The organism is Affinirhizobium helianthi (assembly GCF_042680945.1).
Classification (GTDB): Bacteria; Pseudomonadota; Alphaproteobacteria; order Rhizobiales; family Rhizobiaceae; genus Neorhizobium; species Neorhizobium helianthi.
The window spans coordinates 75,504-95,640 of the sequence record NZ_JBHUEQ010000035.1 but is presented as its reverse complement, the minus strand read 5'-3'; the positions used below and the strand labels follow the sequence as shown (position 1 = coordinate 95,640).

At 56.2% G+C, this 20,137-nt stretch carries 16 protein-coding genes, 1 pseudogene and 1 riboswitch; of the genes and pseudogenes, 10 read left to right on the top strand and 7 right to left on the bottom strand.

The window, feature by feature from the left end; all coding sequences use genetic code 11:
* Window positions 1-117 precede the first annotated feature (117 nt).
* Window positions 118-195: pseudogene (locus ACFSE1_RS19460) on the bottom strand (transporter substrate-binding domain-containing protein); the annotation flags it as partial.
* A 364-nt stretch (window positions 196-559) separates the two neighbouring features.
* On the opposite strand from ACFSE1_RS19460, the gene repA reads away from it, so the two are divergent.
* From repA to repC, 3 genes are all read left to right on the top strand, one after another.
* The gene (repA, locus tag ACFSE1_RS18020) at window positions 560-1,783 is read left to right on the top strand and encodes a plasmid partitioning protein RepA (RefSeq protein ID WP_377404540.1); all 1,224 of its coding nucleotides are present in this window, start codon (window positions 560-562) and stop codon (window positions 1,781-1,783) included.
* The gene (gene repB / locus ACFSE1_RS18015; protein WP_377404537.1) at window positions 1,780-2,808 is read left to right on the top strand and encodes a plasmid partitioning protein RepB; all 1,029 of its coding nucleotides are present in this window, start codon (window positions 1,780-1,782) and stop codon (window positions 2,806-2,808) included. Before repA ends, repB begins: the two co-directional genes overlap by 4 nt.
* A 188-nt stretch (window positions 2,809-2,996) precedes the next feature.
* Window positions 2,997-4,205: a plasmid replication protein RepC gene (repC, locus tag ACFSE1_RS18010; RefSeq protein ID WP_377404534.1), complete on the top strand. Its 1,209-nt coding sequence runs from the start codon at window positions 2,997-2,999 to the stop codon at window positions 4,203-4,205.
* Between the two features lie 80 nt (window positions 4,206-4,285).
* Here repC and nrdF read toward each other — a convergent pair whose 3' ends face one another.
* From nrdF to nrdH, 4 genes are read right to left on the bottom strand one after another with little or no spacing between them, the layout of a single operon-like run.
* Window positions 4,286-5,275 (bottom strand): class 1b ribonucleoside-diphosphate reductase subunit beta, encoded by a 990-nt coding sequence (gene nrdF, locus ACFSE1_RS18005; RefSeq protein WP_377404531.1) that lies wholly within the window; start codon window positions 5,273-5,275, stop codon window positions 4,286-4,288.
* Between the two features lie 17 nt (window positions 5,276-5,292).
* A complete protein-coding gene (gene nrdE / locus ACFSE1_RS18000; RefSeq protein ID WP_377404528.1) occupies window positions 5,293-7,446 on the bottom strand; it encodes a class 1b ribonucleoside-diphosphate reductase subunit alpha in 2,154 nt (717 codons plus the stop codon).
* A complete protein-coding gene (gene nrdI, locus ACFSE1_RS17995; protein ID WP_377404561.1) occupies window positions 7,434-7,832 on the bottom strand; it encodes a class Ib ribonucleoside-diphosphate reductase assembly flavoprotein NrdI in 399 nt (132 codons plus the stop codon). The genes nrdE and nrdI overlap by 13 nt, the downstream gene beginning before the upstream one ends.
* Before the next feature lie 10 nt (window positions 7,833-7,842).
* Window positions 7,843-8,064, bottom strand: coding sequence for a glutaredoxin-like protein NrdH (nrdH, locus tag ACFSE1_RS17990; protein WP_377404525.1), 222 nt, complete (start codon window positions 8,062-8,064; stop codon window positions 7,843-7,845).
* Window positions 8,065-8,311: 247 nt separating this feature from the next.
* Window positions 8,312-8,526: riboswitch (cobalamin riboswitch) on the bottom strand.
* Between the two features lie 671 nt (window positions 8,527-9,197).
* Between nrdH and aspA the strand changes: the two genes are divergently transcribed.
* The 7 genes from aspA (at window position 9,198) to ACFSE1_RS17955 (ending at window position 17,681) form a co-directional block, all read left to right on the top strand.
* A complete protein-coding gene (gene aspA, locus ACFSE1_RS17985) occupies window positions 9,198-10,625 on the top strand; it encodes an aspartate ammonia-lyase (RefSeq protein WP_377404522.1) in 1,428 nt (475 codons plus the stop codon).
* 296 nt (window positions 10,626-10,921) lie between these two features.
* Complete coding sequence (locus tag ACFSE1_RS17980) at window positions 10,922-11,851, top strand: ArsR/SmtB family transcription factor (RefSeq protein WP_377404519.1); 930 nt, start codon at window positions 10,922-10,924, stop codon at window positions 11,849-11,851.
* Window positions 11,852-11,967: 116 nt separating this feature from the next.
* Window positions 11,968-13,479 carry an arabinosylfuranosidase ArfA gene (gene arfA / locus ACFSE1_RS17975; RefSeq protein WP_377404516.1) on the top strand — a complete coding sequence of 504 codons (1,512 nt, stop codon included), beginning with the start codon at window positions 11,968-11,970 and terminating at the stop codon, window positions 13,477-13,479.
* A 7-nt stretch (window positions 13,480-13,486) separates the two neighbouring features.
* On the top strand, window positions 13,487-14,560 hold the full coding sequence (locus tag ACFSE1_RS17970; RefSeq protein WP_377404513.1) for an ABC transporter ATP-binding protein: 1,074 nt from the start codon (window positions 13,487-13,489) through the stop codon (window positions 14,558-14,560).
* 67 nt (window positions 14,561-14,627) lie between these two features.
* Window positions 14,628-15,902 (top strand): extracellular solute-binding protein, encoded by a 1,275-nt coding sequence (locus ACFSE1_RS17965; protein ID WP_377404510.1) that lies wholly within the window; start codon window positions 14,628-14,630, stop codon window positions 15,900-15,902.
* A gap of 76 nt (window positions 15,903-15,978) precedes the next feature.
* Complete coding sequence (locus tag ACFSE1_RS17960; RefSeq protein ID WP_377404558.1) at window positions 15,979-16,857, top strand: carbohydrate ABC transporter permease; 879 nt, start codon at window positions 15,979-15,981, stop codon at window positions 16,855-16,857.
* A complete protein-coding gene (locus tag ACFSE1_RS17955) occupies window positions 16,854-17,681 on the top strand; it encodes a carbohydrate ABC transporter permease (protein ID WP_377404507.1) in 828 nt (275 codons plus the stop codon). Before ACFSE1_RS17960 ends, ACFSE1_RS17955 begins: the two co-directional genes overlap by 4 nt.
* An 85-nt stretch (window positions 17,682-17,766) precedes the next feature.
* On the opposite strand, the gene ACFSE1_RS17950 is transcribed toward ACFSE1_RS17955, so the two are convergent.
* Both ACFSE1_RS17950 and ACFSE1_RS17945 read right to left on the bottom strand, forming a co-directional pair.
* Window positions 17,767-19,299 (bottom strand): MFS transporter, encoded by a 1,533-nt coding sequence (locus ACFSE1_RS17950; RefSeq protein ID WP_377404504.1) that lies wholly within the window; start codon window positions 19,297-19,299, stop codon window positions 17,767-17,769.
* Window positions 19,300-19,449: 150 nt separating this feature from the next.
* Window positions 19,450-20,022 carry a cytochrome b gene (locus tag ACFSE1_RS17945; RefSeq protein WP_377404501.1) on the bottom strand — a complete coding sequence of 191 codons (573 nt, stop codon included), beginning with the start codon at window positions 20,020-20,022 and terminating at the stop codon, window positions 19,450-19,452.
* Window positions 20,023-20,137: the final 115 nt, after the last annotated feature.

Below are 20,137 nucleotides of genomic sequence, written 5' to 3'. Positions count from 1 at the left end.
GCAATCGCATTCAGAATCATGGGCTCGCTCCGCTACATTGGGAGCGGCAATTTCTCCGCTGGTGGTCAACAGGCCGTTAACCAAGAAAATTTGCGACAAGCTCGTCGGGCGAGAGATCTTGAGCATTTTCAATCTCCGCCCGAAATTGTAGCCGTCGATGAAATCGGCCAATTGCTTTTCAAGCTGAGCGTGCTCGTGTCTCCCTCCATTCCTGTGAGAAAGTTGTACCGGCAAAGCCCGGACCCAAGCACCTAGAATCATTTCGCCCTCAGGCGGAATCGTCTCCTGATTCGCAGTTGCCTCTGTCATTAACACGATGATGAGACTTCGAAAAAGGCTCTGAGGTGGAGTGTGCCTGTGTGTAAGCTGCACGGGTTATGCAGCGCATTGGCAGGAAAATTCGATGTAGAATCAAGCTCACAGTGGGTTTCTGCGCGGGTCGCGCCGCTTGAACCGGCGGCACGTCGGATGAAAGGCTGTAGACGCCAGATGGGAATCGTGTTCTAGCTTTTGGCGGGCAAGTGTCGTTAAACCGACGTTGAGCCGCCAAGAGGGTTTTATGGCGATAGCAGAACAGGCGCAGCTGCCAAGTGCAGCCAAGGAAGATGCGGGCAGCAAGATCATGCGGCATGCGGGTCTATTGTCCCAGCAATTGCAGCAGCTGCGGATGCATATGTATCCGCCCAAGTCTGAGAAGGCATTGCGCCCCTTCCTGACGAGCGAAGTGTCTCGGCTCACATCCATTCCGGATTCTACCCTGAAGCTGATGTCCAGTGAAGGTCGCGGTCCCGTTCCGGGCAGGCTCGAGAACAATCACCGGGTTTACACACTTTCGCAGGTGAACGAGTTGCGCGAATTCTTTGCGCGGCAGAAGCCTGCGGAGGCGCTTCGCTTTCTGCCCAGGCGGCGAGATGGCGAGCATTTGCAGGTTGTTGCGGTGGCGAACTTCAAGGGCGGCAGCGCCAAGACGACCACCTGCGTTCATCTGGCCCATTATCTCGCCCTTCACGGCTATCGGGTCCTGGCGCTTGATCTCGATCCGCAGGCCTCCCTCTCCGCTCTCTTCGGAGCGCAGCCTGAGGTAGATGTCGGTGCGAATGAAACGATCTATGCTGCCCTGCGCTATGAAGAGGCTGATCGCCGCTCCATTCGTGAGATCATTCGCAAAACCTATTTCGATGGCGTCGATCTGATTCCAGGCAATCTGGAAGTCATGGAATATGAGCACGAAACGCCGCGTGTTCTGGCCAGCAAGGCAGGGTCCGGGGCAATCTTCTTTGAGAGGCTGAAGCTCGCCCTGGCGGAAATCGAGGCAGACTATGATGTCGTAATCCTCGATACGCCCCCCTCTCTCGGCTTTCTGACCTTGAGCGCAATCTATGCCGCCACGAGCATGATCATCACGGTGCATCCGGCCATGCTGGATGTGGCATCCATGAGCCAATTCCTTTTGATGATGGGTGACCTCATCAGCGTATTGAACGAGAGCGGTGCACAGCTGGATCAGGATTTTATCCGCTACCTTGTGACACGGCATAATCCAAACGATGCCCCCCAATCGCAAGTGGTTGCCATGATGCGCCACCTGTTTGGATCCGATGTGCTTCTGCCGACGGCTATCGAAAGCACGGCGGTTGAGGCTGCCGGCTTGGCAAAGCGGTCCATTTATGAGCTGGAGGTCGGTCAACTCGGCAGGGAGACGCACAAGCGTGCACGCGAGGCGGTGGATGCCGTCAATGAGGCAATCGTCGAACTGATCAACAAAAGCTGGGGTCGAACATGAGCAAGTCGCCTCGCAAGTCCATCGTCGCAAGTTTCGGCCTTTTGTCGGCTCAGCTTGGAAGCGAGCAGAGCCCGCAGGAGCCGAAGCAGGCAGAGCCCGTCTCTGCTGCACAGCCGCGCGTGGGTGCGGGCGTGATTGGCGCTGCGCATCGTGCCATAGACGATATCCGAAGCGAGCGTGACCGCCTGAAGGCACTGCTTGAATCGGGCGGCGGTTTGGTCAGGGAGATCGATACCGCGTTGATCGACCCCTCCCCTTTTCCGGATCGTCTGCCGGATGACGATCAAAGCGATTTCGAGGCCTTCAAGCACTCGATTGAGCAAGAGGGGCAGAAAGTTCCAATCCAGGTGCGCAAGCACCCGCAACAAGCCGGCCGTTATCAGGTGGTTTACGGTCATCGACGCTGTGAGGCTGCCCGTCAACTTGGGCGGCCCGTTCGTGCCCTTGAGGTTGAGGTATCCGATCTTGACCTCGTTTTGGCACAAGGCATTGAAAATGCGGCGCGCCAGGACCTGACCTGGATAGAACGTGCGCTTTTTGCCTGGCGTATGGATCAGGCGGGGATCAAGCCACGAGACATTTATGCGGCTCTCTCCATTGAGGATGCCGAACTGGCCCGTATGCGCAATGTCTGCCGTTCCGTTCCAGCCGACATACTGGAAGCAATCGGTCGTGCGCCGAAGATCGGGCGGCCGCGCTGGCTGGAGCTTGCCAAGACACTGGCCTCTGATGAGGCAATGCCGCTGAAGGCGAGGCAGGCGCTTGCCGCGCTGCCTTCCGGTCTGCGCTCCGATGATCGCTTTCAGCGGTTGGTTGCGGCATTGAAACCGGATGCGACGCCTCGTCCGGCACAGATGGTCCTCGGTCCGGAAAACGCCAAATGGGCTGTTGTGGTCGCCAAGCCCAAGGAATTGAAGATTGTGGCGGACGGTGAGAGGGGGATGGCCTTTCTACGCTATCTCGAAGCTCAGATGCCGCAACTGACTGTCGATTTCGAACAACATATCAAGATCAACAAGACCTGATTCCATCAGGTGCGAAAGTTTAACGCGAAAGGAAGACGCAAAAGAAAAAGGCCCCCAAACGTTTCCGTCGTGGAAGCCTCTCTCTGTGTGTGAGAACTAGAGAATCGCATTTCCTCGAATCCCAGTCAAGCGTTTTTGGCACCAGTTTGGTGAGCCTATTTCTGTTGCCTTTTGAAAGGTGAGAGGACATGCACCCGACCAATGTAACGACGCCCTTCGGGCGGCGTGGGGTTTCGCTTGCTGTTGTGCAGCGGCAGCTGGATGTGAAGGCGATTGCGGCGGGAAAATCCGTCGACAAGTGGAGAGTGTTCCGAGATATAGCGGAAGCGCGGCCAGTGCTCGGTCTGCAGGATCGCAGCCTTGCGGTTCTGAACGCTCTGTTGAGCTTTCACCCCGAGACAGAGCTTGTGGAGGGCGAGCCGCTTGTCGTGTTTCCTTCCAATGTGCAGCTCTCATTGCGCGCGCATGGTATTGCCGATGCAACATTGCGCAGACACCTCGCCTGCCTGGTTGAGGCTGGCCTGATTCTGCGTCGTGACAGCGCCAATGGAAAACGTTTTGCCCGGAAAAGTTCTGAGGGGCGAGTGGAAGATGCGTTTGGCTTCGATCTTTCCCCTCTTCTGCTGCGGGCGGAAGAATTTGCGGTCACGGCGCAAACGGTCGTTGCTGAGCGTGTGGAATTGCGGCGTCTGAGAGAGCAGGTCACCATTGGCCGCCGCGATATCCGAAAGCTGATCTCTGCCGCGCTCGAGGAAGGAAGCCCAGGCGATTGGGTTGCGCTTGAGGAGGAATATATCCAGTTGATCGCGACTTTTCCCAAGGTGTGGACATTGGAGATTGCGCGCAGAACCGTGGCAGCATTAGGTCAACTGCAGACGCGAGTGCTCAACCATCTGGAAAGCCGACAAAAATCTGAAAATATGAACGGCAATGCCGATCAAAATGAGCGGCATATACAGAATTCAAATACCAAACCCCCTAATGAACTTGAACCCTGCTTTAGAAAAGACGGGGACGATGGCAGCAGCACAAAGCAGCGACTGGATGACAAGCCAGCCTTCCCGCTGGGACTCGTGTTGAGGGCATGCCCGGAAATATCAGCCTATGGGCCGAAGGGCCTTGTCGAGAGTTGGAAGGATCTGATGGCCGCGGCCGTCGTCGTGAGATCGATGCTCGGGGTCAGCCCCTCAGCCTATCAGACCGCCTGTGAAGTGCTGGGTCCTGAGAATGCTGCCATCACCATCGCATGCATTCTGGAACGAGCGCAGCACATCAATTCTGCAGGGGGATATCTGCGAAACCTGGTTGAGCGGGCGAAACGGGGCGAATTCTCCATCGGGCCAATGGTGATGGCTCTCGTTCGCACCAATGGTCAGATGTCGTCTCAAACCGGGTGAGGATGATAACACTTCCGGTTTGAGACGACGGGTTTGAGTTCAGATGCTGTGAACTGTCGCGTGGCTTTGCGTGAGATCCATCAGAAATCCCAGTCGTCATCCTCGGTCGCGACAGCTTTACCGATGACATAGGAGGAGCCGGAGCCAGAGAAGAAATCATGATTCTCGTCTGCATTCGGTGAGAGCGCTGACAGGATCGCCGGATTGACCTTGCAGGCTTCCGGCGGGAAGAGTGCCTCATAGCCGAGGTTCATGAGCGCTTTGTTGGCGTTGTAATGCAGAAATTTCTTCACGTCTTCGGTGAGACCGACTCCGTCGTAAAGGTCTTCGGTGTAGCGAGCCTCGTTGTCATAGAGTTCCAGCATCAGATCAAAGGCGAAATCCTTGATGTCCTGGCGGCGCGCCTCCGTTTCGCGGTCGAGCGCACGCTGGAATTTGTAGCCGATGTAGTAACCATGCACGGCCTCGTCGCGGATGATCAGGCGGATCAGGTCGGCGGTGTTGGTGAGCTTGGCGCGGCTCGACCAATACATCGGCAGATAAAAGCCCGAATAGAACAGGAAGCTTTCAAGGAAAACGGAAGCGACTTTTTTCTTTAGTGGATCGGCACTGTCATACTGTTCCATGATCAGCGCTGACTTTTTCTGCAGGAATTCGTTCTCCTCCGACCAGCGATAGGCATCGTCGACATCCGGCGTCAGGCAAAGCGTCGAAAAGATGGAGGAATAGGAGCGTGCATGCACCGCTTCCATGAAGGAGATGTTGGAGAGGACCGCCTCCTCATGCGGTGTCTGCACATCTTCCATCAGACGCACTGCGCCCACCCCGTTCTGGATCGTGTCGAGAAGGGTCAATCCTGTAAAGACACGGATCGTCAGTTTCTGTTCCTCGGCCTTCAATGTCGCCCAGGATGGAATATCGTTCGACAGCGGCACCTTTTCAGGAAGCCAGAAATTGGAGGTCAATCTGTTCCAGACCTCAAGATCCTTGTCGTCTTCGAGACGGTTCCAGTTCACGGCGCGAATGCGGTTTGCCGCACGGGCGGGCTTTGTCTTGACTTGCAGATTCATGACATTCGATCCTTGCGTCACAGCGCGCAGGAAACGCAGCCCTGCACTTGCGTGCCGGTCAGCGCCATCTGGCGAAGGCGGATGTAGTAAATGGTCTTGATACCCTTTTTCCAGGCATAGATCTGCGCCCGGTTGATGTCTCGGGTGGTGGCAGTGTCGCGGAAGAACAGTGTCAGTGACAGTCCCTGGTCGACATGCTGGGTGGCGGCCGCATAGGTGTCGATAATCTTTTCCGGGCCGATCTCATAGGCGTCCTGAAAATATTCGACATTGTCGTTCGTCAAATAGGCTGCTGGGTAATAGACGCGGCCTATTTTGCCTTCCTTGCGGATCTCGATCTTCGAGACAATCGGGTGGATCGAAGAGGTTGAGTGGTTGATATAGGAAATTGACCCGGTTGGCGGGACGGCTTGCAGATTCTGGTTATAGAGGCCTCCGGACATGACAGCATCCTTCAGCTCCAGCCAGTCTTGCCGTGTCGGAATATGAATGCCAGCTTTTTCGAAAAGCGCGGCAACCTTTTGCGTCACGGGCTTCCATGTGCGCTCGGTGTATTTGTTAAAATATTCCCCGGAGGCATATTTCGAGGTTTCGAAGCCTTTGAAGCGTCTCCCCTTCTCCACGGCCAGCCTGTTGGACGCCTTCAATGCGTGATAGGTGACGGTATAGAAGTAGATATTGGTGAAATCGATCCCCTCCTCCGAGCCATAGAAGATACGCTCGCGGGCGAGATATCCATGAAGGTTCATCTGCCCGAGCCCGATAGCGTGGCTATCGTCGTTGCCCTTTGCGATTGACGGGACTGAAGCAATGTTGCTCATTTCAGAAACCGCAGTCAGCGCCCGTATTGCGGTCTCGACCGTCTTGCCGAAGTCCGGTGAGTCCATGGCAGAGGCAATATTCAGTGAGCCCAGATTGCAGGAGATATCCTTGCCGGCCTCCCCGTATGACAGATCTTCATTGAGGCGGCTCGCCTCGCTGACCTGTAAGATCTCCGAGCACAGATTGCTCATGGAGATACGACCGGCGATCGGGTTTTCCCGGTTCACCGTGTCTTCGAACATGATGTAGGGATAGCCGCTTTCGAACTGAATCTCGGCGATGACCTGAAAGAAGTCGCGGGCCTTGATCTTCTTTTTGCGGATGCGGGCATCCTCCACCATCTCGCGGTATTTCTCCGTCACCGAAATCTCGGTGAATGGTACCCCATAGACCCGCTCTACGTCGTGCGGCGAGAACAGATACATATCCTCGTTGTGTTTCGCCAGTTCGAACGCGATGTCTGGAATGACGACGCCGAGGGACAGCGTTTTTATGCGGATCTTTTCGTCCGCGTTTTCCCGCTTGGTATCGAGGAACCGCATGATGTCCGGGTGATGGGCATGAAGATAGACCGCACCGGCACCCTGTCTCGCGCCAAGTTGGTTGGCATAGGAGAAGGCATCTTCCAGCATCTTCATCACTGGGACTACGCCTGAGGACTGGTTCTCGATTTGCTTGATGGGAGCGCCCATTTCGCGCAGGTTCGTCAGAGACAGGGCAACGCCCCCTCCCCGCTTGGAGAGCTGCAGCGCCGAGTTGATCGCTCGGCCGATGCTTTCCATGTTGTCTTCGACGCGAAGCAGGAAGCAGGATACAAGCTCGCCGCGGCTCTTCTTACCCGCATTGAGGAAGGTGGGCGTCGCCGGTTGAAAGCGACCGGAAATGATTTCCTCCACGAGTTCACGCGCAAGCTGCTCATTGCCGCGTGCAAGTGTGAGCGCCACCATGCAGACCCGGTCTTCGTAGCGCTCCAGATAGCGTTTCCCGTCAAAAGTTTTCAGTGTGTAGCTGGTGTAGTATTTGAACGCGCCGAGGAAGGTCGGGAACCGAAATTTCTTTGCGTAGGCTACGTCGAAGAGGTCGCGCACGAAGTTGAACGAATACTGATCGAGCACCTCACGCTCGTAATACCCTTCCGTTACAAGGTAGTCTATTTTCTCTCTAAGGTTGTGAAAGAAGACGGTGTTCTGATTGACGTGGCTGAGGAAATATTGCCTTGCTGCCATGCGATCCTTGTCGAACTGGATCTTTCCCTCGTCGTCATAGAGGTTCAGCATGGCGTTCAGCGCGTGATAATCAAGCGTGTCCTCGGTTGAGGCGCTCGTTTTCGTGGTGGTCAGCGTGTCCAAAATCGTTCCAGTCCCTGTCTCACGGCGATGACGTCCTCTTCGGTACCGAGAAGCTCGAACCGGTAGAGAAGCGGGACGCCGCATTTGTCGGCGATGATCTTTCCGGCGCGCCCATAGGCCACGCCGAAATTGGTATTGCCTGCCGCGATGACGCCGCGGATGAGGCTTCGGTTATGGGCATTGTTGAGGAAGTGGATGACGGGCTTCGGCACAGCGCCCTTGTCCCCTCCCCCGCCATAGGTTGGGCTGACGAGGACATAGGGATCATTCACCAGCGGCGGAGTGGCGGCTGCATCCAGCGGCAGACGCAGAGCGTGCGTAGCAAGCTTGTCCACGAAGCGGCGGGTGTTTTCCGAACGACTGGAGAAGTAGACGAGAGCGCCCATCACCGAACTTTCAGGCAAGCGCGCTGATCATATCCGGCCGGAAGCCAGCCCAGTGTTGATCGCCAGCGATGACGACAGGCACCTGACGGTAGCCGAGTTCCTGCACCAAGGCCAATGCTGCCCCGTTCTCGGAAACATCAATGATCGTATAGTCGATACCCTGGCGGTCCAGGGCGCGGGTGGTTGCTGTGCATTGAACGCAGGCTGGCTTGGAGTAGACAGTGATCGACATGGGATACCTCTAAAGAAAATGGGCGCAAGGAAACGCTGTCGGACCGACCTGGGCCCAACGCGCAGAGAAGCGACGTGAAGAAAGTGAAGCGAGCAACCTCAGTCGTAACGACTAAGGATCAGCAATAATCTGTAATGGTGTATTCATGGCCTTCACCCCGAAGCAGACATATGGCGGGTGAGCAGGACGGCTCAGGACCGGGGTTCATCCGGACGCATTAAACCGCACCCTGCCTGGCACCCCGCCGGCGGACGTATCGATCGAGGCAGGTCTCCTGGCTCACGGGTCGCTGCACCTGCTCCGCCTTCCCGGTTTCACCCAGTGGCATGATAGAGCAAGCACTCGCCGTTCACAGTTGCGGGGGCAGCCTCGGCTTCGCGAACATCATGTTCGCTACCGAATTCCCGTCTTAGCTCATCGATTCCAGTCGAATCCATGAGAACCTCGAACGCTACATATTGTAGACAAGGTTAAATCTGCGTCAATATCTGTTGTGTGTCTGTCTTGAATTCACCGGGGATAACTTTGCGATGGGCGATCGGGCTGTCACTCAGAAGGAACAGTTTTGGTCTCGATCCAGGTTGCCTACGATGGTCAGCGCGGTCATTCCGTGTAGGCCCCTCACCTGGCCGCTGACGTTATTTGGGTGGGCATGGACGATTGCGTGTTCCTCGTGCCACTGCGGCGCGGGATGATGATCCCGCCTGCACTCTCTCCGCGCTTGGTGTTGAGTATCGCACAGCTACCGCATTTGGTGATGACGTTTCGCGCTGCTGACTGACGATGGCGCGTATCTTGCGAAACAGGAATTGATAAATCCTGACAGCTGTCAGGGTTCCCTCACCTCTCCCGGCCTGACAGCTGTCAGAGTTTTGCGCCCGGCTTCCGGCCTGAACTGCAACAAGTATGGACGCCGCACTACCTAAAAACTGTCAATTGACCGACCGAGCCAGCACAGTTACGCCGGGATAGGGAAGAGGATTGTTGCAGGCGGAAGCTTGCGGCAGGTCATTGAGGAGGAGGTTATCTACAATGCGCCAGCTTTACTTTGCGCTCAGTTCATCCTTTGCCGCCTTGCCTCGAGCCCTTTGATCCGAAGCATTCCATTGAAGAATTTTCTCTGGAGGAATAACATGGAAGAAGTCGCGGCATTTCGTTCGGAACACGATCTCCTTGGGGATCGCGATGTGCCGATGGAAGCCTATTACGGTGTTCATACCTTGCGCGCCGTTGAAAACTTCCAGATCTCCGGGCAACGTCTTTGCGATGCACCTGATCTGATCATCGCGCTTGCGGCCATCAAGGAAGCCGCAGCCCAGGCCAATATGGATCTCGGACTGCTTGGGCCAACTCAGGGCAACGCAATCATTGCGGCGTGCCGCGAGATTCGAGACGGCGCGCTGCATGATCAATTCGTCGTCGATCTCATCCAGGGCGGCGCCGGAACCTCCACCAATATGAACGCCAATGAAGTCATTGCAAATCGCGCGCTAGAGATTCTTGGCCACCGCCGCGGTGAATACACGCATCTTCACCCGAATGAGCATGTCAATCTCAGTCAGTCCACCAACGATGTCTATCCAACGGCGCTGAAGCTGGCAGCCTGGGCCGGTATTCATCGCCTTCTGCGTTCCATGGGAGATCTGCGTCTGGCCTTTGCCGAAAAGGCTGGTGAATTCTCCGAAATTCTGAAGATGGGGCGCACCCAGTTGCAGGATGCCGTGCCCATGACGTTGGGGCAGGAATTTGGAACCTATGCTCTGATGCTTGCGGAAGACGAGGCGCGCCTGTCCGAGGCAGCGCAGCTGATCCGGGAGATCAACCTCGGCGCCACCGCAATTGGTACCGGCATTACCGCGCATCCAGATTATGCTGCACGTGTCAGGGATCGCCTCTCCGAAGTCGTTGGCTTTGACCTCTTGACCTCGCCCGATCTGGTGGAGGCGACGCAGGATTGCGGTGCCTTTGTTCAGCTCTCCGGTGTTCTGAAGCGGGTTGCGGTCAAGCTGTCAAAAACCTGCAACGATCTGCGCCTCTTGTCGTCCGGGCCGCGCGCCGGGTTCAATGAAATCAATCTTCCTGCTCGTCAGGCCGGTTCCTCCATCATGCCGGGAAAGGTTAACCCGGTGATCCCGGAAGTGGTCAATCAGGTTGCATTCGAAGTGATTGGCAATGACGTAACCATCACCATGGCGGCTGAGGCCGGGCAGTTGCAGTTGAATGCCTTTGAGCCGATTATCTTCTACAGCCTGTCCAGATCCATTGCGCATCTCACCGCAGCATGTGGCACGCTGGAGAAAAACTGCGTGCGTGGTATTACGGCGAACAAGGAAAGGCTCCGCGATATGGTGGAGCACTCCATCGGTATCGTCACAGCGCTCAACCCTTACATCGGCTATCGCAATGCGACGGAGATTGCTCTTGAGGCGCACCGAAGTGGACGCGGAGTCTACGAACTGGTGCTGGAAAAGGGTTTGATGTCAAAGGATCGCTTGGATGCCGTTCTGCGTCCGGAAACCCTGACAAAGCCGCAGCCGCTCATTTTGGCGGAAACCGCATGAGGCGCTGATCTCCGGTCCTTGCCGGGCGGGAGAGGTTTTGCCCGGCAAGTGACTGCAAAAATGGGCTTCGTGGCAAGATCGCCAGCGGGCCGCAGTGCATCAGCCATCGGTCTTGCGGACATGTTTTGGTTCCTGTTTCCCTGGCCGCACATACCTATCACCCAAACATTGCATCCATGGCAAAAGGTTGATCCTTTGCGCTTGACCGCTCAGGCCGCAGTAATCCAATCGACAGATGTCATCAGGTGGTTTAAATCTGATTTTCCGATATACATCAATGGTGCTGAGACGACCATATGACGCCTAACTTCCTGTTGATTGATGCCGAGAAGGACTTCGATGTCTTGAAGGCTGCCGCTTCGCCTGTGCGTGTTCAGATCCTGAAGATCCTGCATGAGGCTGACGGTCTCAACGTAAACGAAATCGCAGACCGTCTTCAGCAGCCGCAATCATCGATTTCCTCAAGTATTACAATATTGGAAGAGGCTGGGCTTGTACGGACGGAGACGCGCAAAGCCCGCAAGGGCAGCCAGAAAATATGCTTTGCCACCTATGACGAACTGATTATTTCCTTCCACAAGGCGGAGCAGGCGGCAGATGCCAATCTGATTGCTGTCTCTATGCCCCTTGGGCTCTATACCCAAAGCTCAGTGACAGCACCTTGTGGGATCTGTTCGCCGGAAGGCATTATCGGGCTCCTGGATGTGCCCGATACTTTCATGGATCCAGACAGGATGAAGGCCGCCCTTCTGTGGTTCACCTCGGGTTATGTAGAGTATCAATTTCCCAATAACGCGAAAATACAAGGGCGAAACATCGAAGAAATGGAATTTTCGATGGAAGTCAGTTCCGAGGTTCCCGGTACTCATAGCAACTGGCCGTCGGATATTACACTATCGGTCAATGGCATTGAACTCGGAGACTGGACATCGCCGGGAGATTTTGGCGACAAAAGGGGGCTCTACACGCCGGATTGGTGGAAATTGTCTGGTTCCCAGTACGGTATGTTGAAGACCTGGCGCATCACACATGATGGCAGTTACGTCGATGGTACAAGGATTTCAGGCGTTTCGTTGAAAGATCTGGATCTGTCTTCGCACAGGTCGATCCGTTTGCGCATCGAAGTCAAGCAGGATGCGCGCCATCCGGGCGGGCTCAATATCTTCGGACGTGGCTTTGGGAATTACGATCAGGAGATCCTCCTTCGCCTGAGAACGTCAGGCTGACGCCCTGATCCAAAAGTATGATTTTCACCGTTGACATACGATATTCCTCCTATAACAATATCATAATATCTGGTTCATATCGAATTGTATGATACAGATTGTAAGGGAGGAATTCTATGAAAGCGCGTGTTTCCGTCCACCGGGACTTCCGGATTGGGCGCATTGATGATCGTCTTTATTCTGCTTTTATCGAGCATATGGGTCGCGCGATCTATGGCGGCATCTATGAACCCGGCCATCCCCAGGCCGACGACAACGGCTTTCGCAAAGATGTTCTGAAGTTTGTTCAGGATCTCAAGATACCGGCGATCCGCTATCCGGGTGGAAATTTCGTTTCCGCCTATCGTTGGGAAGACGGGATCGGCCCGCGCGATCAAAGACCGATCCGCCTGGATCTGGCCTGGCGCTCGAAGGAAACGAACCAGATTGGCATCAACGAGTTCGCCGAATGGGCAAACATGGCTGGCATCGAGATGATGCTGGCGGTCAATCTGGGCTCCCGCGGGCTGGATGATGCACGCAACTTCCTTGAATATGTCAATTTCCCCGGCGGCACGGCCCTCAGCGATCTGCGCCGCAGCCACGGCGCTATCGAGCCGCATGGGGTGAAGATGTGGTGCCTTGGCAACGAGATGGACGGTCCATGGCAGATCGGCCACAAGACGGCGGTCGAATATGGCAGGCTTGCCAATGAGACCGCGAAAGCCTTCAAGGGTTTTGACCCGAGCATCGAGGCGATTGTCTGCGGCAGTTCGAACGATCGCATGCCAACCTATCCCGAATGGGAACGTGAGGTTCTGGAAGAGTGCTACGAGAATGTCGATCACATCTCCCTGCACAAATATTTCGGCAACAACAGCCGCGATACGCTGAACTATTTCGGCAAGATCGAGGAGACCGGGCGCTACATCCAGACCATTGGCGGTGTCATCGACTACGTCAAGGCCAAGAAACGCGCCAAGAATGACGTCGGTATCTGCTTCGATGAATGGAATGTCTGGTATCACATACGCGAGGAAGATGGCGAGCGCATCAAGAGTTGGGATTGGCCGGAAGCTCCCGCACTTCTGGAAGAGACCTATAATTTCGAGGATGCACTTTTCGTTGCCGGTCTGCTGAATGAGTTTATCCGTCGCTCGGATCGTGTCCGCATTGCCTGCATTGCGCAATTGGTCAATGTCATTGCACCTATTCGGGCGGAAAAGAACGGTCCGGCCTGGCGCCAGACGATCTACTATCCTTACCAGTTCGCCTCGCTCTATGGCCGTGGTGATGCACTGAACGTGGCCGTCGATTGCCCGACCTATGACTGCAATGCTGCCGACGATGTGAAGTATCTGGATGTCGCCGGTGTCTACAGCGCCGAAGAGGGAATGGTCACGCTCTTTGTTCTCAATCGCCACCTGACGGATACGGCTGAACTGGATGTGAGCCTTTTCGGCTACGCAAAGCCGGAGCTTTCCCTGCATCTGGTTATGGAAGGTTACGATTTGCGCGTCGGCAATGGCCCGGATCAGTCGGATCGTGTGGTGCCCACCACCGGAAAGGGCGTTGCGGTTGAGGACGGATGCCTGAAGGGACGGCTTGCACCGCTCTCCTATCATGTGCTGCGGCTGAAGGTACAGTGAGGCGGCCATGGGTGTCCGTCTCCAGAATGTAGCGAAATCCTTCGGTTCCTTCACCGCCATCCGCGATGTTTCCATGCAGATTCCCACCGGAAGCTTCGCCGTTTTTGTCGGTCCATCCGGTTGTGGAAAATCGACACTGCTTCGCATGATTGCCGGCCTTGAGGAGACAAGCGGCGGCGAGATCTTCATCGAGGATCGGGAGGTCACGGCAGTCGAGCCTGCTGATCGCGGCGTCGCCATGGTCTTTCAGAACTATGCGCTCTATCCGCATCTGTCGGTGTTCGAAAACATGGCTTTCAGCCTCAGACTTGCAAGACGACCCAAGGCGGAGGTCTTGGCCCGTGTGGGCGAGGCGGCACGGATTCTTCAACTGGAGGAGCATCTGCACAAGAAGCCCTCACAGTTGTCTGGCGGGCAAAGGCAGCGTGTCGCGATCGGTCGGGCCATTGTTCGTCAGCCGAAGGTCTTTCTCTTCGATGAGCCGCTGTCGAATCTTGACGCCGAATTGCGCGTGCAAATGCGTCTGGAGCTGACGAGGCTCCATCGCAGGCTGGGCGCGACGATGATCTATGTCACGCATGATCAGGTGGAGGCGATGACACTGGCCGACAAGATCTTCGTGCTCAAAGGCGGTATCGTGCAGCAGGCGGGCGCGCCGCTGGAACTTTACGATGATCCCGACAACCGCTTTGTCGCCGGGTTCATCGGGTCACCTTCGATGAACTTCCTTGAGGGGCGGGTCATCGAACAGGCAGGTGACCGTGTGACGCTTGCGGTAGAGGGCAGCGAACAGCGGCTGGAAGCGTGCGTTTCTGCTCCATTGCAATCGGGCCAACAGGTCGAGATTGGCATCCGTCCCGAGCATTTCCAGATTTCGCAGACGGGTGCTGTCCCTGTCACCGTCGAGGTGGCGGAGGAACTGGGGGACGTATCCTATCTCTATACCCGCACCTCAGGTGGACGCGAAATCATCGTCCAGAGAAAGGGTTCGCGCGAAAGGCTGGATGGTAGCACCATTTGCCTCAGCGCACCGCCGCACCACGTGCTGGTCTTCGACGGCGAAGGAGAAAGATTGCGATAGGCGCGAGGAGGCGCCTTCGGCACAGCAGACGTTCCGAACGGAACGCTTTCAATCGGGAGGAGTGACAATGCGACTGATCAGAACATTGCTTGTTGGGACAGTGCTGAGCCTCAGTGCGTTACCGGCGCTTGCAAAACAGGACATCATCTGGTGGGACTTCCTGTCAGGCGGTGACGGCGTACGGATGAAGTCCTTGATCGATGCCTTCAACAAGGAACATCCGGATATCCAGATCAAGGGCACGACACTTGAATGGGGCGTTCCGTTCTACACCAAGGTCAGGACGGCATCTGCCGTTGGTGAAGGTCCAGACATTATGACATATCACCTGTCTCGCACGCCGATTGGCATGCAGGAAAAGGTGCTCAGCGAAATCACCGATAAGGACCTCGGCGATGCCGGTCTCAAGAAGAGCGACTTCTTCGATGCCCCTGTCGATGCTGCCACGCAGGAGGGCAAGCTCTACGCCGTTCCCTTCGATATTCATGCACTGGTCCTCTATTACAATGCCGATCTCCTGAAGGGCTCGCCCTATCTCGATGCTGAGGGAAAGCTGACCGGCATCCAGACCATGGCGGATTTCGAAAAGGCGCTGGCCTGGGCAAAGGAAAAGGGTGTCGAGACGCCGGTGACCTATCAGTCCGGCGGGGACGCCGGGGTATGGCGTGTCTTCTATACGCTTCTTTCGCAGCAGGGCGGGGAGCTGGTAACGAATGGCGAGATCCTGGCTGGTGATAATGCGGCAAAGGCTGCCAAGGTGATCGACACCCTGTCCAAGTGGCGGGAGAACGGCTGGGCGCCGGAGCAGGCGGAATATGTGGCCTCCGTTGCGCTTTTCTCAGCCGGTAAATCGGCGTTTCAGCTCAATGGCGTGTGGGAGGTGCCCACCTACAAGGACTTGGAGAAGAACGGAAAGCTGGGGTTCAAGTGGAGCGCGGTGGAAGTTCCGCCCTTTATGGGCAATCGGGCCACATGGGCGGATTCCCACGCCTTTGCCATTCCCAACCAGGGCGACAAGACTGTGTCCGGCGAGAAGCGTGCCGCAGTCATGAAGGTCATCGGCTGGATGGAAAAGCATTCAATTACCTGGGCCGATGCGGGTCACATTCCCGCCTATAAATCCGTGACGGAGAGCAGCGACTACAAGGCGATGCAGCCGAACGCGACCTATGCAAGCCTGGCGGAAGCGGCTGTGTTCGATCCCAAGTCGCCGATCACCGGTGTTGCCTCTCCTGCCTATGATGCGGCGTTGAACATTATTGCGCCAGCCATCCAGGGCTTCATGACGGGCGAAGACGCCGTCGCGCAGATCAAGGAAGAGCTTCAAGGCAAGCTCAAGTGATCTGCCGTGCCCTTCGGCTCCCCATCGCCGAGGGGCACATCCTGACCTTATTGCTGCAAGGGAGCGCTCCGTGGCGATGATCGAGAACCGACGAAAGAAGTCGCTGATAGCTCTGACCATGGTGTCGCCGTTCATCCTGGTTTTCGCGACATTCTTTTTCTATCCGATGGTGGAGATGGTCCGTATCAGCTTCACGGATTCTCCCCTGATCGGCCAGGGAAACTTCGTCGGATTTGCCAATTATGCGAAGCTCTTCTCGGATCGGCTGTTTGTTACATCGCTGAAGAACAACGGCTATTTCCTTCTTCTGACGGTTATTCCCACGACTGTCATTGCGCTTCTCATCGCGCTGGCGGTGGGCCGTCTCTCAGGACTGAAGCAGACCCTGGCCATGTGCCTTTTCTTTGTTCCTTACATTCTGCCGGTGTCTGTTGTGACAGAGATCTGGGCCTGGATGCTGGATCTTCAGTTCGGCATTCTGCAGCCGGTAATCTCGCTTTTGGCTGGCAAACCTGTGGCCGTGTTCAAGAATCCCTATTGGGTGATGCCCATGGTGGCTGTGGTGACCATCTGGTGGACGAATGGCTTCAACGTCCTGCTCTTCATCGCGGGTCTGAGAAACATTCCCACCGAACTCTATGAAGCGGCTTCCCTGGACGGGGCAACAAGATGGCAAAGCTTCTGGCGGGTGACCTGGCCACTTTTATGGCCTGTGACGACGCTTGTCCTGACACTTCAGCTCATCCTGCAGCTCAAGATTTTCGACCAGATCTACCTTTTGAGCGGCGGCGGGCCATTCAACTCCAGCTTCGTGCTGCTCCTGCAAGTCTACAGGGAGGCATTCCAGTTGAACAACGGCGGTTATGCGTCTGCCGTCGCAACGGTGCTGTTCCTGTTGATTGTCATTGTCTCGGTGCTGCAGTTCCAGTTGCTGCGGATTCGGAGGGCCTCATGAATTCCATGCGGAAAATCGAAAATCTCGTCCTTACGCTGCTTACGTTCTCTGCAGCTGTCGTCTGGATCTTTCCTCTCTACTGGACCTTCATCACCTCGATCCGGTCAGAGGAGAATGTGGCAGGCAATAGCTCGCTGTTTCCGGATGAGTTTCAGCTCGGCGCCTATTTTCATGCAATCTTCAATACCCAGTTGACCAACTGGTACGTGAATTCCCTGGGAACGGCGGTCATCGTAACGATCTCGGTGCTGTTCATTTCGATGCTGTGTGCATACGCCTTGTCCCAGATCCGCTTTCCGGGGCGGCGCATTCTGTATGGTGTCGTCTTGATGAGCTTCATGGTGCCAGCCCAGACACTGGTGGTCACGCAGTTTATCCTGATGAAGAACCTCAATCTCATCAACACCTGGGGCGGTATCATTCTGCCTCAGCTGATCACGCCCGTTGTCATAATCGTCTACAAGCAGTTCTTCGACAGCGTGCCCAAGGAAATGCGGGAGGCCGTCGTACTGGATGGGGGAGGGGAGTACACGATCCTGTTCAGGGTCTTCCTTCCTCTCAACTGGGGGATCACGACCGCCATGGCGATCGTTACCTTCATTGGCGTCTGGAACGCATTCTTCTGGCCTTTCCTCGTCGTCACGTCGGAAAACATGATGACGATTCCGGTCGGCATTACCCAGGTGAATGACGCCTTCGGCGTTGCCTATGCTCGCTTGATGGCGGTTGCCATGTTGGCGGCCCTTCCGGTGATCATCGCCTATGTCATTTTCCAGCGACGGGTCACCGAGGCAATCATGATTTCCTCGGGTGTGAAGGGGTGATGCCAGCCGTTTGGCTCTCGGTCAACATCACCCGTATCAGTCAGCGGTCGTGGCGATCATCTGTCGTCACGATCCGGTGCATTCGTCAGTGGCTTGCCGCCGCCGCACGTCTCAGGGAAAGGAAGACTGCAAGCGACAGCAAGCCTATCAGGCAGGCCGCAGAAGTCAGAAGAATGCTGTGCGCCTGTGAAAACGCCTGCTTTCCAGCGCTTGTCAGGGCACGCGCCACGTCTTCCGGCAGTTTTGAGGCTATGATGTAGGTCTCGCTGATGGAGCGGCTCGCAAGGCTCATCAACTCCGGCGAGAGATCGCCGGAAAAGGCGATGGAGCTTGCATAGATCGCGGACAGGGCCACACCGAAAAACGTGATCCCCAAGCCAGCGCCGAGTTCGTAGCCAGTGGATTCCAGCGATCCCGCCGCTCCTGCTTTCTCGGCTTCCACAGCACCCATAATGGCGATGGAGGAGGCCGTGAGGCCGATGCTGAGAGATAGGCCCAGAAAGACCAGAAAAGTCGGGACGACGACACCCTGCTGATGAAAGTCGGTCTGTGCCAGTACGAAGAGACTGAGAGCTGCGACGAGCAGAGACAGGCTTGCCACGGCTCGTAAGCCAAACCGATTTGAAAGGAATCCTGTCAGCGGTCCACCCACGGCTGCTGCGACCATGATCGGCAGCATGAAGAGGCCAGCCTGGAGCGGCGATTTGCCGAGCACGAACTGCAATTCCTGCGCTACGGTGAGTTCGACGCCAGCAAGTGCGCCCGATGTCACGATTGCCATAGTCACGCCCGTTACCACAGGCGGGCGGGAGAAAAGCGTGATGTCCAGCAGGGGATTGGCAGAAGAAAGCTGCTTGCGAATAAAGAACCAGAGGCAGCCTGCGCCGATCACGAAGGCCACGGCCACGATCAAGATCGGTTGCTTTCCGGCAAAGCCGGTCTTGATGGAGAAAACCAGTCCCAGAATGCCGATGATCAAGGTAAGCGCCTGGCCGATCTGCCATTGACCGGCCGATGTCATTTCCTTCTGTGGCAAAGCCAGTGCGATGATCGGAACGATGAGCAGGACGACAGGGACATTGATCAGGAAAACCGATCCCCACCAGAAATGCTCAAGCAGCGCTCCTCCCACCAAAGGCCCCACCGCTGCCCCGGCAGCGCCAACCGTTCCCCACAGCCCAAGCGCCATGGCGCGCTCGGCCGGATCTTCAAAAATGCGGCGAATAATGCCCAGCACACAGGGAAGGATCATCGATGCCCCAAGTGCCAGCAGAATACGCCCGCCAATCAGCATGGCGGCCGTAGATGAGAAGGCAGCGAGGAGAGAAGCCAGGCCGAAGATGACAAGGCCCGTCAGCAGGAGCTTGCGGTGGCCAATCCTGTCGGCAAGGGTTCCCATCGGTACGAGCAGGCCGGCCATGAGCAGCGAATAGATGTCGATAATCCACAGGACCTCAGTGCTTGATGCCTGTAGCGCGAGCGTGAGCGATGGCACGGCGATGTGGAGGATTGTCATGTCCAGCACGACCGGAAGAAAAGCCAGCATGACCGCAAGGAGAATGATCCACCGGCGGTAGGAGGGCGCATTGGTGTGGTTCGTGTCGCAGGACGCGGTCATAATTCTCACCATCAGTGTTTTCACGGCCCAGAAACAGCAAGCCCTGACCGCCGAGGCAGCCGGTTGGCACCTGATTCTGCAGGCTGCCATTTATGGCCGGAGCTTTGTCGTTGGATGGAGGAAGCGTGGAGGTTGTGTGGAGGCCGCCGGTCACACCATTCGGGGAATGACATCGGTTGAACCGCCTTTGTCCGTGAGCCTGTGCTTTATCGCGCCGCAGATGTGGAGCGCGGTGAGGGCTAGAAGAAGATAGGCGCTCACTCGGTGAAGCAGCTGGAATAGGGCGAAGGCGTCGTCATTCTTCGGAAGGAATTCCGGCAGGCGCGAGATAAAGAAAAAGGGGACACCGTCGCTTTGGGTGAAGGTGCTGGAGAGCAGATAGCCAAACAGCGGAACAAGGAAAATCATCAGTATCAGCAGCCGGTGTACAGTATGCGCGAGGATGCGCTCCAACGCGGTTAGTGCCGCTGGTGTTGTCGGCATGATCCTGCTGTAGCGCCAGCGAAGCGCGATATGAACAACGGCGATCAGCCAGACCAGCATCCCGAACTGTTTGTGGTTGGGATAAAAGACGAGGGCGGTCGCCATTTCGCTTTCCGGCAGGCGCGTCATGTACCAGCCAGAGGCAATCAGCCCGATGATCAGGGCTGCCCTTATCCAATGCAGACAGCGCATCGGCAGGGGATATTTCGATGGCCTGTCTTCCACTGTTTTCTCAGACATCCGCTATCTCCGTCATTGTGCTCTGTTCGTCAGGCGACCATGCAGTTGCTGACGCGCAGTGGACTTGCGGCGTGCGAAGGGTGCCGGAGAGCGGTCTTCCTCACAGAAGTGGCTC

Excerpts from the sequence above, each read along its gene's own strand:
- repA (WP_377404540.1), top strand. The coding sequence starts at position 560 with ATGGCGATAGCAGAACAGGCGCAGCTGCCAAGTGCAGCCAAGGAAGAT.
- repB (WP_377404537.1), top strand. The coding sequence starts at position 1,780 with ATGAGCAAGTCGCCTCGCAAGTCCATCGTCGCAAGTTTCGGCCTTTTG.
- repC (WP_377404534.1), top strand. The coding sequence starts at position 2,997 with ATGCACCCGACCAATGTAACGACGCCCTTCGGGCGGCGTGGGGTTTCG.
- nrdF (WP_377404531.1), bottom strand. The coding sequence starts at position 5,275 with ATGAATCTGCAAGTCAAGACAAAGCCCGCCCGTGCGGCAAACCGCATT.
- nrdI (WP_377404561.1), bottom strand. The coding sequence starts at position 7,832 with ATGGGCGCTCTCGTCTACTTCTCCAGTCGTTCGGAAAACACCCGCCGC.
- nrdH (WP_377404525.1), bottom strand. The coding sequence starts at position 8,064 with ATGTCGATCACTGTCTACTCCAAGCCAGCCTGCGTTCAATGCACAGCA.
- aspA (WP_377404522.1), top strand. The coding sequence starts at position 9,198 with ATGGAAGAAGTCGCGGCATTTCGTTCGGAACACGATCTCCTTGGGGAT.
- ACFSE1_RS17980 (WP_377404519.1), top strand. The coding sequence starts at position 10,922 with ATGACGCCTAACTTCCTGTTGATTGATGCCGAGAAGGACTTCGATGTC.
- arfA (WP_377404516.1), top strand. The coding sequence starts at position 11,968 with ATGAAAGCGCGTGTTTCCGTCCACCGGGACTTCCGGATTGGGCGCATT.
- ACFSE1_RS17970 (WP_377404513.1), top strand. The coding sequence starts at position 13,487 with ATGGGTGTCCGTCTCCAGAATGTAGCGAAATCCTTCGGTTCCTTCACC.
- ACFSE1_RS17965 (WP_377404510.1), top strand. The coding sequence starts at position 14,628 with ATGCGACTGATCAGAACATTGCTTGTTGGGACAGTGCTGAGCCTCAGT.
- ACFSE1_RS17960 (WP_377404558.1), top strand. The coding sequence starts at position 15,979 with ATGATCGAGAACCGACGAAAGAAGTCGCTGATAGCTCTGACCATGGTG.
- ACFSE1_RS17955 (WP_377404507.1), top strand. The coding sequence starts at position 16,854 with ATGAATTCCATGCGGAAAATCGAAAATCTCGTCCTTACGCTGCTTACG.
- ACFSE1_RS17950 (WP_377404504.1), bottom strand. The coding sequence starts at position 19,299 with ATGACCGCGTCCTGCGACACGAACCACACCAATGCGCCCTCCTACCGC.
- ACFSE1_RS17945 (WP_377404501.1), bottom strand. The coding sequence starts at position 20,022 with ATGTCTGAGAAAACAGTGGAAGACAGGCCATCGAAATATCCCCTGCCG.